The sequence below is a fragment of the Caballeronia mineralivorans PML1(12) genome (genome assembly GCF_001028175.1).
GTDB classification, from domain to species: domain Bacteria; phylum Pseudomonadota; class Gammaproteobacteria; order Burkholderiales; family Burkholderiaceae; genus Caballeronia; species Caballeronia mineralivorans.
Window position 1 is genome coordinate 1 of sequence record NZ_AEJF01000020.1, and the last position, 13,279, is coordinate 13,279.

The window sequence follows — 13,279 nt, forward strand, 5'->3', positions numbered from 1 at the left end:
CTGTAGTACTAAGGGCGAATAGCACTTACCGGAAGGCGGTGTCGCGTAGCTCTTCCCCTCGCTGCAGCGACCCAATGAGTGGACATGACACGTTGCCCTTGCGCGAATGGCACGCACACACGAGTTCAGTCAGCACGGCCTCCATGCGGCGGAGATCGGCGAGCTTGTCCTGTATGTCCCTGAGCTTGTGTTCAGCGAGACTGCTCGCCTCGTCGCAATGTGTCCCATCCTCCAGCTTCAGCAGATCCGCGATTCCGTCGAGGCTGAAGCCCAGACGCTGGGCTGATTTGACGAACCGCACCCGAGTGACGTCAGCCTCGCCATAGCGGCGAATGCTGCCGTACGGCTTCTCGGGTTCCAGCAGCAGGCCCTTGCGCTGATAGAACCGGATCGTCTCCACATTGACACCGGCCGCCTTCGCGAAGGCGCCGATGGTCAGGCTCTCGAAACCGCTTTCCATACCGCTTGACTCCGTACATGGGTACGGAAGTAGGGTTACGCCAATCACTCAAGGTTCAAAAGGAAAAGCGTATGGCTGAACAGCAGAACGGGCGTAGGGTGCTCTTCGCCGGCGGCCTAGCCGCGCTTCTCGCCTCAACCTGTTGCCTTGGGCCACTGGTATTGGTTGCAATAGGGGTCAGCGGGGCCTGGATTGGCAATTTGACGGTACTCGAACCGTATCGCCCGATTTTCATCGGCGCTGCGCTGGTTGCGTTGTTCTTCGCAAGGAGGCGCATTTTCCGACCGGCATCGGCCTGCAAACCCGGCGAAGTGTGTGCGATTCCACAAGTGCGCACCTCGTACAAGCTCATCTTCTGGATCGTCGTCGCGCTGGTCCTGATCGCGCTCGGTTTCCCCTACGTGCTGCCCCTGTTCTATTGACCTAGAGGTCATCATGAAAAAGCTGCTTACTGCACTCGCGCTCGCCGTCGTCGCGGTTCCGGTCTGGGCCGCAACCCGGACGGTCACGCTGTCTGTACCCGGCATGACGTGCGCCGCCTGCCCGATCACGGTCAAACACGCCCTTTCCAAAGTTACGGGTGTCGAAAAAACGGATATCCGTTTCGAGCAGAGAGAAGCCATCGTGACGTTCGACGACGGCAAAACCAACGTCCAGACGCTGACCAAGGCCACTGCCGACGCGGGCTATCCATCGTCGGTCAAACAGTGAAACTACGGAGGTACTGCAATGTCGTTCGTCACGCGCGCGGCCGATAAGGCCGGTTTGCTCGGCAGCATCGCGTCGGCGATGGGCTGTGCGAGTTGCTTTCCCGCTATCGCCAGTCTGGGCGCGGCCATTGGTCTGGGCTTCCTGAGCCAGTATGAAGGGTTGTTCATCCGCATCTTGCTGCCGGCATTCGCCGGCATCGCGCTGTTCGCCAACGCGATCGGGTGGCTCAATCATCGGCAGTGGCGCCGTACCGCACTTGGCCTGATCGGCCCGGTACTGGTGCTGGCGGCCGTGTTTGTGATGCGGGCCTACGGCGAGCGCAGCGGTTGGCTGCTCTATCCCGGTCTCGCCGTCATGATGGCGGTATCGATCTGGGACATGTTCTCCCCCGCGCAGCACGTCTATGCCACCGATACGCGTGATTCGAGCACGGGCAACGTGCGCAAAGGTTGAGCCGTGGTGCATCTAACCAAATCCATGAAAGAACGGAGCAAGCCCATGATGACCTTGAAGATCGACGGGATGACCTGCGCTTCCTGCGCGGAGCATGTCAGGCAGGCGCTGGAAAAGGTGGCCGGCGTGCGGTCGGCAGCAGTCTCCTATTCCAAGGCGCTGGCCGATGTGATGGTCGATGGAGGAGTCAGTCACGACACGCTGGCTGCTGCCGTGACGACAACCGGCTACCATGCCAGGGTTGCCGACGTGCCGGCCCAATCAACAGGCTTGCTCGACAATGCGCTGGGCCGGCCGGGGGCTGCCGGGAAGCGTAGCGGCGATGACGGCGCGCTACGGATCGCCGTCATCGGCAGTGGAGGCGCAGCGATGGCGGCTGCGCTGAAGGCCGCCGAAAACGGCGCGCAGGTGACACTGATCGAGCGCGGCACCATCGGCGGCACCTGCGTGAACGTCGGTTGCGTGCCCTCCAAGATCATGATCCGTGCAGCCCACATCGCGCATTTGCGGCAGACGAGTCCCTTCGATGCGGGCATCACCGCGACGGCACCGGGCATTGACCGGCCGCGCCTGCTTGCCCAACAGCAAGCGCGTGTGGACGAACTGCGCCACGCCAAGTACGAAGGCATCCTGGCGTCGAGCCCGAACATCAACGTCCTGCACGGCGAGGCGCGCTTCACGGGGACCCATACGCTCACCGTCACGCTGACCGCCGGCGGCGAACGCACGGTGTCGTTCGACCGCTGCCTGATTGCCACGGGTGCAACGGCCGCGGTGCCGCCGATTCCGGGTCTGAAGGACACCTCGTATTGGACCTCGACCGAAGCGCTGGCGAGCGATTTCATCCCCAAACGGCTCGCCGTGATCGGCTCGTCGGTGGTCGCGCTGGAACTGGCCCAGGCATTTGCACGGCTGGGCAGTCACGTCACCGTCCTGGCCCGTCACACACTGCTCTACCAAGAGGACCCGGCGATCGGCGAAGCCGTGACGGCGGCCTTTCGCGCCGAGGGCATCGAGGTGTTGACGCAGACCCAGGCGAGCCAGGTGTCGCACGCTGATGGCAAGTTCGTCCTCACCACGAATCACGGCGAGGTGCGAGCCGACCAGTTGCTGGTGGCAACGGGCCGCTCCCCCAACACCCGCAGCCTGAACCTGGCAAGTGCCGGCGTGCAGCTCGACGAGCGCGGCGCCATCGTGATCGACACGGGAATGCGCACGAGCGCACCGGATATCTATGCTGCCGGCGACAGTACCAACCAGCCGCAGTTCGTCTACGTTGCGGCGGCCGCCGGTACGCGCGCGGCGATCAACATGACCGGGGGCAATGCGCGGCTCAATCTAGATACGATGCCGGCGGTCGTCTTCACCGAGCCACAGGTTGCGACGGTCGGCTACAGCGAGGCGCAGGCGCACCAGGCGGGCATCGAGACCGACAGTCGCACGTTGACGCTCGATAACGTCCCGCGCGCGCTGGTGAACTTCGACACGCGCGGCTTCATCAAGCTGGTGGCCGAGGCAGGCAGCGGCCGGCTCATCGGCGTGCAGGCGGTGGCGCCAGAGGCAGGCGAAATCATCCAGACGGCCGCGATCGCGATCCGCGCAAAGATGACCGTGCAGGACCTTGCCGACCAGTTGTTCCCCTATCTGACGATGGTCGAGGGACTCAAGCTCGCCGCGCAGACCTTCTCAAAGGACGTGAAGCAGCTCTCATGCTGCGCCGGATAACCCACGGGGAACAACAATGAACCTTGCCCACTACACGTCCGAACTTGTCGAACGCCTGACGCTGGCCAATCGGTCAGAAAGCTTTGCGGATCTCTTTGTCGTACTGCTACGTGAACTCACCAAGGGAGCGCCGGTTTCTCCCGCCGCGCTGGCCCTGGCCCTAAACTGGCCCGTCGAGCGTGTGACCGCTGCACTCGAACAAGCGGTCAGCACCGAGTGGGACGACGATGGTAACGTCCTCGGCTACGGTTTGACGTTGCGCGAGACCGCACATGCTTTCGAGATCGAAGGCCGACGTCTGTACACCTGGTGCGCATTCGACACACTATTCTTCCCAGCACTGATCGATCGGGCTGCGCACGTGGTCTCGCGTTGTGCCGCCACCGGCGTGCCGGTCTCACTCACGGTCACGCCCAACGCGATACAGGATGTTGCGCCGGCGGGAGCGGCCGTGTCACTGATCCTGCCGCAGGAGACGCCTGACATCCGCCGTGCTTTCTGCTGTCATGTGCATTTCTTTGCCTCTGTCGCCACAGGTCAGAAGTGGGCCGCGACGCACCACGGGATCGAGGTTGTGAGTGTCCAGGATGCCTTCGCCGTGGGGCGCGAGCGGTCCGAACGGCTGTTGCGGGCCACCTGTCTGCGACACCCGGGAAGCGCAGACCATGCGTAATTCCGCCATGCCGCGAGTGGCTTTCTCAAGGGACACGAATGGCCCCTTACACGCCGAGCAGCGGCCATTCAAGCGGTTCCAACGAACCTCCCTATATGGCCGCACTGTGCCTTTGGCGAGCGACTAACCCCCAACCGCCACCCGCCCGACGGCGGTTAAGCGTGAGTCTGCAATCAACGCTCGTCAGAGACGTATTCCGCAAACAGCACCCGCATATCGTCGCTGACCCCGTAGCCAAAGTTATTGCAGACCCGACATACAGCGACGAGTCGTGCTAAGAATCGATCACGTTCATCACGCGACAAGCCGACCGACAATTTCAAAGCCTGTTCATACATTCGTACCAACGCGACAAAAAAAGAGTCATCTTCGAAACCAACGTCAGCGCAAAAACCAGCGGCGCGTTCGCAATAAAACACCATAAGCTCTGTCAACCCTTCTGGCCGTCCGACAGCTTTCCTGTAGTCCGAGATCGCCTTCTTCGCATTCGAGACCGAAGCAGCCTGCCCCCTGAAAACGTCAGGACATATCCATCTATCAATGGTGCGTTTGTATGGCTTGAGAAGATCGTCACCCAGGCTAAATCGCGCATGAAGGAACGCCTGATTTTCCTTACTCGCCGCGTACAGGTCTTGAACAAGCGCAAGTAATCCAGCGCGATCGAATCCCGAGAGATGTTTCTTGATATCAACCCACGACGGCTTGGCTGTCTTTTTCACGATTACCTAGGTTGACGATCAAGCTGCCCGTCCGCGTGCGTGGCGGCCAAAGTGACGCTATTTCCGAATGCGAGGGACGACGCTTGGAGTTTCAGACGTCCCGAGTCGATAATGATTGTCACCGATTTCACCCGGAAACGCGACGGGCCGCTTGTGGCCGATTTCTACCTTCGCAGGTCGCGGCTCAAGCACTCGCGCTGAGGGTGTTCACCACAGTCTTCTCGTTGCGCCGCTCTTGATCTTCCTAAGGTTTATAGAGCTCACTGACTTACGGATGCTTCCGACGCGTTCGCCTTAGCGCGACCTTCCCGAAGCGCAGCCTGCAGTGCCGTCGCATCACGTTTCGGAGACGTGCCGAACATGCGAGCATATTCACGGCTGAACTGCGAGGGGCTCTCATAGCCGACCTCAAAAGACGCCGTCTCGACGTTCGCGGCACAGGAAATCATCAGCCGACGCGCCTCGAGCAAGCGGAGTTGCTTCTGATACTGCAATGGTGTCAACAAAGTCAGCGCCTTGAACTGACGATGAAAAGCCGAAGGGCTCATCTGCGCAATATCGGCAAGGTTCTCTATACGGACAGGTTCCCTGAAGCGACTTCGCAAGCTGTGCATGGCGCTGATCACGCGCTGCGACGGTCCATTCGCCAGTGTCAGTCTGGCGACATCAACGCCGTGCGGACCGGTGAGAAGCCAATAGCAGATCTCGCGCAGGATGAGCGGGTGAAGCACGGGAATCGCCTTGGGCGTGTCAAGCAGGCGCACCAGGCGTAGCGCGCAATCGGCCAGCGGTCCCTGGAAGTCGGTGACGAAGATGCCGCGGATTGGGTCCTCGCTGGCTAGGGGCGGGGCATCTAATTCGTCCGCGACGCTTCGCATGACCGCAAGATCCAGCTCGAACGCAAGAACGAGACAAGGCTCGTCGGGACTTGCCTCGACGACACGTCCTATCGAGGGCGCCTCGACGCCGATCAGGAGCGCCTGCCCGGCACGGTAGACGAGTCGGCTGCCGCCGAACGTCGCCCACTTCGCACCCTGCGCCACGATGCATAAAGCCGGCCTGGAGATCATGTGCGTGGGTTGCTTGGGGTGGTCTGATCGAAGGATGGCCAGTCCGTCGATCGCCGTCATGAAGGGGTTTTCTCCGGGCTGACGATTCGTATAGCGCAGAAGCGCTTGGGCCAATTGATCCGGCATCTCAGGTCTCCTTTCACGCTGATCCTGCACTCGACGCTGGCATGCCGGACAGGAATAGGCAGGAAATTGGATAGTTTCGGCATTCTCGCGCCGGTATGCCGTCGACATAATAAGCCCATACGTCGACAGCGAATGACGGGATCTCAAAGGGAACCAACCTATGCCAGCCAGCAAAGTCGCGATCGTCACCGGCGGCAGCCGCGGGATCGGTCGCAACGCCGTACTGTGCCTCGCCAAGCGTGGGGTGCATGCCATCTTTACCTACAAGTCCAATCGGACAGAAGCCGATAACGTCATCGCGCTCACCGCGGAGTCAGGCGCACAGGCCGTCGCGCTACAGCTTGATACGGGCGATACGCGCGCGTTCGACGGTTTCGTCGGAGAGGTCCGGAGAGCGCTTGCCGAGCTGGGTGTCGAGCGTTTCGATTACCTCGTGAACAATGCCGGCACCTCATCTGGCGCAAGCCTCGAGACGATAACCGAAGCGGAGATGGACTCGCTCTATCACGTCCACTTCAAGGGCGTATTGTTCCTGACGCAGAATCTGCTTCCGCTCATGAAGGACGGCGGCCGCATCGTAAATATCTCCTCGGGACTCGCCCGTTTCGCCATGCCGAATCGAATCGGCTACGGGCCAATCAAGGCGGCTGTGGAAGCGTTGACGCGCTACCTGGCTGTAGAACTGGCTCCGCGCCGGATCGTCGCCAATGTCGTCGCACCGGGCGCCATCGCCACGGATTTCAGTGGCGGGATCGTGCGCGACAATCCGCAGGTCAACAAGGCGGTCGCAGATCATACGGCGCTTGGTCGTGCTGGCGTCCCAGAGGATGTCGGGCCGGTCATCGCTGCGCTACTGTCCGACGATTTTGGCTGGGTTAACGCGCAGCGGATCGAAGTCTCGGGCGGCATGCATATCTAGGAGCCAGCATGTCGAAAGCGTCCGTAAGCGCTGCCGATCGCAAGGCGTACATCGTCACAGGTCCGACTTCAGGCATCGGTCGCCTTGCGGCGATCGAACTGGCAAAGCATGGCATGGTGATCCTCGTCGGCCGGAACCTGAGGAAGCTCGACGAGGTGGCGAGCGTTATTCAGCAAAAGAAACAGCTTGCGATATCGATCGCGTGCGACCTCTCGGATGTCCAGAGCGTTCGCCGCGCGGCAGCGGAGATCATCGCGTTGAATCTGCCCATAGCCGGCCTGCTCAATAACGCCGGCATCATGCAGATGCGTTCAACGACCAACGCGCTCGGCTGGGACACGACCTTCGCGACCAATCATCTCGGCCCCTTTGCGTTGACAGAAGCACTCTTGCCCCATCTTCCCGATAGCGCGCGCGTCATCTTTGTCGCCTCGGGCGTGGAAGACCCGAAACGTACGCCAGCCAAGGCTGCGGGCTTCCGCGGCGGTCGCTTCATTTCGGTAATTGCCAGCACGCGCGGCGAGTGGCAACCTGGCGGCTCCAGTAATCCGGGCTTCGATGCCTACGCAACGTCCAAGCAATGCATCCTCGCCGCGACGATGGCGCTCGCACGCGAGAACCCACGGCTACGGATCAACGCAATAGAACCGGGCTTTACGCCGAACACAGGCCTGGGGCGCGATGCCAATGCGGCCTTCAGACTGGTTGCAAACTATATCCTCCCGCTGCTCGCGCCTTTCATCAGGTATTGGAGCACCCCGAAACGAGCCTCGCGACTGGAGGCGAAGGTGCTCACCAACCAGTCCGGTCAGACGGGCATTTACTACGACGAGCGCGGGGAGTCGATGCTCGGTTCTACGCTCGTACAGGACCGGGGATTCCAAGACCGTGTCGTAGCGGAGACGCGTGCGTTGCTGTCATCAGTTTGAACCATAGAAGTCCGGACTGGCCGCATAAAGAGATCCGTGATGACTGACAAGCTCTCGAGATTGTCAGGACGAGGCAAAGGGGAGCGACGAATCATTGGAGCGGGTCGAACACCAAGCCACCAAGCGGGGTCCAGCGGGTCAGTCCGGCGACCCACAGCAGCCGGCGGGATTTCTCGAAAGCAGCCGTTCGAGCCGGGACCAACGATCTGGTCGGTCTCGATCCGCGGGGTCTGCTGTAACTGCTAGCGAGCCCGAGCGTTACGTATCATCGCCGCCAAGATATATCCGGCAATTCGTGGATTCTCCTTGATTCGCCGGGTGCTGTAGCCATACCAGTCGCCACCGTATGGCACATAGACGCGCACGTTAAATCCTTGCGCAAGCAGAGCGTCACGCTGTGGTTCGCACACCCCTAGCAACATCTGAAACTCGAATCGTGACGCGTCAATCTGCTCGTGTCGTAGCCACCTAGTCAGCGCATCGATCAATTGTGCATCGTGCGTTGCAATGCCCACGAACGATCCCGCCTCTATTGCGCTCGAAACGTGCCGAACGAAGTGCGCATTGATCGCTGCTCGATCCCTCGATGCACCGTCGACGAGATGCTCGTTTGCCTCGGCATAAATTCCCTTGCAAATGCGCATGCGGCTCTTGCGCGCCAGCAGAGGAACGATGTCACCGTTCGTACGCGTCAAGTACGCTTGCAGCGCGATTCCAAGTGGATAACCGTCGGCTTCGAGCTTCAGGAACGCGTCGAGCGTTTTCTGAGTGCAACTGATGTCTTCCATGTCGATGCACGCGCTGATTCCGCGCGATGCTGCCGCTTGCAAAATCATTGAGACTCGTGCCATGCATGCGTCTTCGTCGAGATGCAGTCCGAGGGCGGTCAATTTTATCGACAGCTCGGTGGGTTCATTTTCGGCACCGAGCGCCTGCACGAGATTGAGATATTCACGAGTCATCGACTCTGCCCGATCCGACGACGACGCCGTCTCGCCCAGCACGTCGACGGTTGTTCGAAAGCCTGCTGCGTGGAGCGCGTGGATGCGCATGCGAGCATCGCAGAGCGTTTCGCCCGCGATATAGCGGCGGGAGATCTTACGGATCAGCGAACGGGGAACGAGCGGGATGGCGCGAGCGGCCATCGTATTGAGAATACGCATGTTGTGGTCTCGTGAAAACGCAGTCGCACGAATCTGGATACGAAGTGTCGATTCGAGCGACATCTCCGGACTGTTCTTGACAACAGGGCCGGGACGAATGCCAAGGCCGATGCAATCACTGCATCGACACAGGCTTTCAGTGCGTTTTCGAGGGAGGCCAGGCAGCTGCGTACATTATTCGAGTGGAGTCTTTGCGGTTTACAACGGGTAGGGGCAACGCCTGCTTTCGTTAGTCACCCAAGCATCGAGAATCGTAGCACGAACGAACAGTGGTCATGAGCCGCTGCTGCTATCGGTCGTCTCGGCCCAGGAGATATTCAGAAACCCGATTCTGAAGCTGCCTTATGGCGTCTGAGAGCTGGAGGTAGGCCGCGACATCCATCAGCGTCCACGTTTCGCCTTCATCTCCGAACCGGATCGCGCGGACATCGTCGTGCGTAAGCTGTCCCGCGAAAAAACTGCGGAAGACTATCAGGAGTTGATCCACCGTAGGATTTCGACCAGCTTATTCGATGTGCTGGGATACTAATTCCGAATTCTTCTAAAACCTCGCGACAGACACACTCTTCAGGCGTTTCCGCGCCTTCTCTGCCGCTACCCGGCAAATTCCATAAGCCAGGAAATGGAATATTCGGCTTGTTGTCGCGCCGGTATATCAGGATTTTCGTATCGTTGAACAGGGCGATCTTGGACCCACTGAAGGCACTTGAAATCATGTCAGCTCGGACAGGTATTCCACCGCCTTCAAGAATACCTTTTAACACCGGTGCGTGGCAGATTCGAATTGTTGACGATCTAGCTCAAGGTGTTGACCGTCCCTTTCTGGCCGGTTCGCGCCGGTGATTTGTCGAAAAAGGCAACGAACTTGGTCCGTATGCCAGCCCGACGAACGATTTCGTAAAGCCTGCGGATCGTTACGCGAATTCCCTAGCTCATTGGCTCAACAAGGTGCGCTCTGTTTAACGGCGCAGCATAGGGCTCGGGCCAATACTCGACGATTTTCGTGATCCGCCCCTGCTCAACTTCGAAAAATGTTATTGCACGCGCTTCTAGAACACCATCGGTAATGCTCACATCGGATACTGCCTCACGACTGTTGTTGGCGACCACTCGGTTTAGCGTAAAGCGCCAAAGCCCGTGCGCGGGATACTCCGCGTTCATTTGGACAAATTTTCCCGCACCCCTGATGCGCTCGTTCGACTGAGGCCATTCGAGGACGAACTGTTCGCTCAACACTGCCTGCACCGACGAGAAGTCGTTGGAAGCCATGAGCGCCCAAAAATCGTGAACGAGCGCGGAAATGTCGGCGGTAACTCCAGTCATGATTTTTCCGTATTAGTCGGCAATGAACAAGTTTCGATGGTTGATTGTCAGCTCAGACGCCGATTGCGAAATATAAGGGTAGATTCCTGTAGATTAAATAAGGAATGCGAACTTATATATCTTCCCATATCATTTTCTTGACTTTCCGTTGGCTCGTTGAACATCCTAGACGCAGCCTTATGCAGCAAGGCTCTGCGATGTCCGGGAGTGACATCCGACATAGGAATGCTCGTGGACGATTGGCCACGACAGAAATCTCCATCGTCGGCTCACCTAACCCACTGGTAGCTCATTGCCGGGAAGTGCGATCGCGCCATCTTCACGCAAAAGCAACGACAAGCTCCCCGAACGATTCTCGTCATTCGTTGCGCTCTGCGCTGCTTTCATCTGGACCTACTGATTGTCAACAGGCGCTAGCGCTTGGCAACCATCAAGACCGTGGCTACCAGAATGAATACCACCGATGGATACCGGCGTTCGTGGCAACTATCCTGGCAACCTTGCGCTAGTAACCGTCGCTTTCCGTGCGAACCTCGGCGGTGCGAACCAGCGGTTTCCCCGCGGGCCTCGCCGCGGTTATTTTGCGTTGCAGCCTGCCACTGCCACAAATTGATCGGGTACAGTGTACGGGAAGCGTCTCGATCTACCGCCAATAAGAATTCGAATGGTCCGCACCACCTGCCGCAGCCTACTTGCCATCAGCCTCGCATTGCTTGCCGTCACAACCGACGTACATGCCCGTCAATCCAATCCTGCTGATCTCGCCCAGGCGCGGCGACTGGTCGGCCAGAGCCGCCAACTAGTCATAGACGCACACCGCCGAGATCCGCATGGATTCGGTGGTCACGAAGCAAAGGCCGCGGAACTGCTCAGGCGTGCCGCGCTCCAGCTCAATGAAGCGCGCGACTTCAGGATCTACAACGTTCACAGACCATCGCGTCCGGCCCATCGAGCGAAGCGATGGTCTGGCCGCCATCTCGCCTCCAAAGCCGTGCAGCAACGTATGTCGGGATGATTGTTCGACGGAGGGCCGTAGTTTCGAGTCGCGCGCAAATCCGGATTCGACATTACCAAATCCGCGCCGCCCTTGGCCGATACAGCGGCTTTTCACTGTTTTCCATTACATCATCTTGTTCCGCGTGCCCCACTCCCAACGGAACACGCGCCCCTGCACTTCTGCGTCGGCGAGTAGCACCAGGCAGTCGAGCGTTCGTCCATTCACTGAAACAATCTGGTAACGCCGTCCGGCGCGCGTTCGCAGTTCATCTCCACCAACAGGGCCATCGCCTTCCCAGAAGTTGAACCGCAGCTTCACACGATCCCAGGCCGCTTTCATGCTTTGCCGACCACTACTTGTTACGCTTTGCGTTGGCCTTGATGAAGGCAATAAGTTCGTCTAGGCCAATTTCCCACTCGGCCTCGGTCTTGGTGTTCTTGCCGTTGGGCCAGAAGTCGAGGTGCGAATTGTGCTCAATCAGGCAAGCACTCTTGCCCTGCGCCGCAGGCACCAACTTTACCGAACGAATAGCCTTCAGGTGTATTGACGACCTCTCCAGAGCTGAAGCGGACGCTCGTATGGCCGCATGGCCGCGCACAGGTGAGTGGCTGCAACTGGCCCGACAAGCGCCTTCGGCGCGTGTGATGGACCGAAAAAAAGCCCTCGCATAGAGGGCTTTCATTTTGTCTTCGGTTTCCGAAGTTTATTGCAGCGGGGTCGCTACATTTTCCGAACTTTATTGCGCTTTCCAGACTTTATTGTCACGGAACAAGGAAACCTTAAGCGCCGAAATTCTTCGACGCAAAGTCCCAGTTCGCAATGTTCCAGAATGCTTCGATGAACTTCGGACGCGCGTTGCGATAGTCGATGTAGTACGCGTGTTCCCACACGTCGATGGTCAGCAGCGCCTTGGCGTCGGTGGTCAGCGGCGTAGCGGCATTGCTGGTCGACACGATGTCGAGCGAGCCGTCAGCCTTCTTCACGAGCCACGTCCAGCCCGAACCGAACGTGCCGGTCGCGACCTTGGTGAACTCTTCCTTGAACTTGTCGAAGGAACCGTACTTGGCGTTGATCGCGTCGCCGAGTGCGCCGGCCGGAGCGCCGCCACCCTTGGGCGACAGGCTGTTCCAGAAGAACGTGTGATTCCAGATCTGCGCTGAGTTGTTGAACACGCCGCCCGACGCCTTCTTGACGATTTCTTCGAGCGACAGGTTTTCGAATTCGGTACCCGGGATCAGCTTGTTCAGGTTCGTCACATAGGTTTGGTGATGCTTGCCATAGTGATACTCAAGCGTTTCTTCCGACATGTGCGGAGCAAGCGCGTTCTTGTCGAACGGCAACGGCGGGAGGGTATGTTCCATGGTGCGAGCTTCCTTCTATGATGATTTTGGGGGACGTGAGGAGTGAAGCAATGGAGCACTCGATTGTAGGCGAGTTGGGATAACCCCGCAAATTGCGGGTTTTTATGAGCAGTATCGATTACGAAGCTTTAACAGCGGCGTAAAAAATGCTCGAACGTTCCATCTAAGCCGTCAAAAATACGGGCTTTCAAGTACCCGCGTTTGTCACATGAACATCGCATGAAGGCGACTGCTGTTTCATGCGATGCACACCTGCCAACAGTCAAAATTCATCGGAGAGCCGCGGCTGGATGTCGGCCAGCACAATATCCGCCGATCCTTCCGCCAGATGCACGGTCAACGGCCGCTTCGGCTTCAGTGCATTCGGCGCGCGCACGGCGCGCCCGGATTGCGTGTCGATCAAAGCCGCGTAGCCGCGCTCGAGCGTGCGTTGCGGGCTCAACACCTGCAACCTTGCCGATAACTCCGACACCCGCGCCACCGCCCGCTCATGCCGGCGGCCTTGCGAAGCACCCAGGCGTTGTGCAAGACGCATCAGATGTTCCCGCTCGGCGGCGAGATCAGGACGCCAGCGTTGCCAGCGCATCTGCACGAGCGCAAAACGCGCGCGCGCGTCGCGGACCGGACGCGCGCCGGCTGACGCAAGCCGC

Annotated in this window: 18 protein-coding genes; 7 read left to right on the plus strand and 11 right to left on the minus strand. The window is 59.3% G+C overall.

Annotated elements, in window-relative coordinates; genetic code table 11:
- Positions 1-25 precede the first annotated feature (25 nt).
- Complete coding sequence (gene merR, locus EOS_RS03010; RefSeq protein WP_047845130.1) at positions 26-460, minus strand: Hg(II)-responsive transcriptional regulator; 435 nt, start codon at positions 458-460, stop codon at positions 26-28.
- 71 nt (positions 461-531) lie between these two features.
- On the opposite strand from merR, the gene merT reads away from it, so the two are divergent.
- Genes merT through merB form a run of 5 tightly spaced genes read left to right on the plus strand, consistent with a single transcriptional unit; the run spans position 532 to position 4,022 of the window.
- A complete protein-coding gene (merT, locus tag EOS_RS03015; RefSeq protein WP_047845131.1) occupies positions 532-882 on the plus strand; it encodes a mercuric ion transporter MerT in 351 nt (116 codons plus the stop codon).
- A gap of 13 nt (positions 883-895) precedes the next feature.
- Entirely contained in the window at positions 896-1,171 is a 276-nt protein-coding gene (gene merP, locus EOS_RS03020) for a mercury resistance system periplasmic binding protein MerP (protein ID WP_047845132.1), read from the plus strand.
- An 18-nt stretch (positions 1,172-1,189) separates the two neighbouring features.
- Positions 1,190-1,624: an organomercurial transporter MerC gene (gene merC / locus EOS_RS03025; RefSeq protein WP_047845133.1), complete on the plus strand. Its 435-nt coding sequence runs from the start codon at positions 1,190-1,192 to the stop codon at positions 1,622-1,624.
- Between the two features lie 45 nt (positions 1,625-1,669).
- On the plus strand, positions 1,670-3,349 hold the full coding sequence (gene merA, locus EOS_RS03030; protein ID WP_047845134.1) for a mercury(II) reductase: 1,680 nt from the start codon (positions 1,670-1,672) through the stop codon (positions 3,347-3,349).
- A gap of 16 nt (positions 3,350-3,365) precedes the next feature.
- Complete coding sequence (merB, locus tag EOS_RS03035) at positions 3,366-4,022, plus strand: organomercurial lyase MerB (RefSeq protein WP_047845135.1); 657 nt, start codon at positions 3,366-3,368, stop codon at positions 4,020-4,022.
- A 173-nt stretch (positions 4,023-4,195) separates the two neighbouring features.
- Here the strand turns inward: merB and EOS_RS03040 are convergent, their stop codons facing one another.
- Entirely contained in the window at positions 4,196-4,741 is a 546-nt protein-coding gene (locus EOS_RS03040; protein ID WP_047845136.1) for a hypothetical protein, read from the minus strand.
- Between the two features lie 260 nt (positions 4,742-5,001).
- The gene (locus EOS_RS03045; RefSeq protein ID WP_326972895.1) at positions 5,002-6,045 is read right to left on the minus strand and encodes an AraC family transcriptional regulator; all 1,044 of its coding nucleotides are present in this window, start codon (positions 6,043-6,045) and stop codon (positions 5,002-5,004) included.
- A gap of 52 nt (positions 6,046-6,097) precedes the next feature.
- Here EOS_RS03045 and EOS_RS03050 point away from each other — a divergent pair, with 52 nt between their 5' ends.
- Complete coding sequence (locus EOS_RS03050) at positions 6,098-6,856, plus strand: SDR family NAD(P)-dependent oxidoreductase (protein ID WP_047845138.1); 759 nt, start codon at positions 6,098-6,100, stop codon at positions 6,854-6,856.
- Between the two features lie 8 nt (positions 6,857-6,864).
- Positions 6,865-7,785 (plus strand): SDR family NAD(P)-dependent oxidoreductase, encoded by a 921-nt coding sequence (locus EOS_RS03055; protein WP_047845139.1) that lies wholly within the window; start codon positions 6,865-6,867, stop codon positions 7,783-7,785.
- A 242-nt stretch (positions 7,786-8,027) separates the two neighbouring features.
- On the opposite strand, the gene EOS_RS03060 is transcribed toward EOS_RS03055, so the two are convergent.
- The 8 genes from EOS_RS03060 to EOS_RS03095 form a co-directional block, all read right to left on the minus strand.
- The gene (locus EOS_RS03060) at positions 8,028-8,948 is read right to left on the minus strand and encodes a proline dehydrogenase family protein (RefSeq protein ID WP_047845140.1); all 921 of its coding nucleotides are present in this window, start codon (positions 8,946-8,948) and stop codon (positions 8,028-8,030) included.
- Positions 8,949-9,349: 401 nt separating this feature from the next.
- Positions 9,350-9,664: an NUDIX domain-containing protein gene (locus tag EOS_RS49125; protein ID WP_200908605.1), complete on the minus strand. Its 315-nt coding sequence runs from the start codon at positions 9,662-9,664 to the stop codon at positions 9,350-9,352.
- Between the two features lie 211 nt (positions 9,665-9,875).
- Entirely contained in the window at positions 9,876-10,271 is a 396-nt protein-coding gene (locus EOS_RS03070) for a nuclear transport factor 2 family protein (RefSeq protein ID WP_047845141.1), read from the minus strand.
- Positions 10,272-11,070: 799 nt separating this feature from the next.
- Positions 11,071-11,199: a hypothetical protein gene (locus EOS_RS48690; protein WP_268760289.1), complete on the minus strand. Its 129-nt coding sequence runs from the start codon at positions 11,197-11,199 to the stop codon at positions 11,071-11,073.
- Between the two features lie 192 nt (positions 11,200-11,391).
- Positions 11,392-11,607, minus strand: coding sequence for a hypothetical protein (locus EOS_RS03080; RefSeq protein WP_047845143.1), 216 nt, complete (start codon positions 11,605-11,607; stop codon positions 11,392-11,394).
- A gap of 13 nt (positions 11,608-11,620) precedes the next feature.
- A complete protein-coding gene (locus EOS_RS03085; RefSeq protein WP_047845144.1) occupies positions 11,621-11,950 on the minus strand; it encodes a hypothetical protein in 330 nt (109 codons plus the stop codon).
- 97 nt (positions 11,951-12,047) lie between these two features.
- Positions 12,048-12,629 (minus strand): superoxide dismutase, encoded by a 582-nt coding sequence (locus EOS_RS03090; RefSeq protein ID WP_047845145.1) that lies wholly within the window; start codon positions 12,627-12,629, stop codon positions 12,048-12,050.
- A gap of 262 nt (positions 12,630-12,891) precedes the next feature.
- Positions 12,892-13,279, minus strand: a 388-nt coding sequence (locus EOS_RS03095) for an exodeoxyribonuclease VII large subunit (protein WP_047845146.1), incomplete at its 5' end; no start/stop codon positions are given.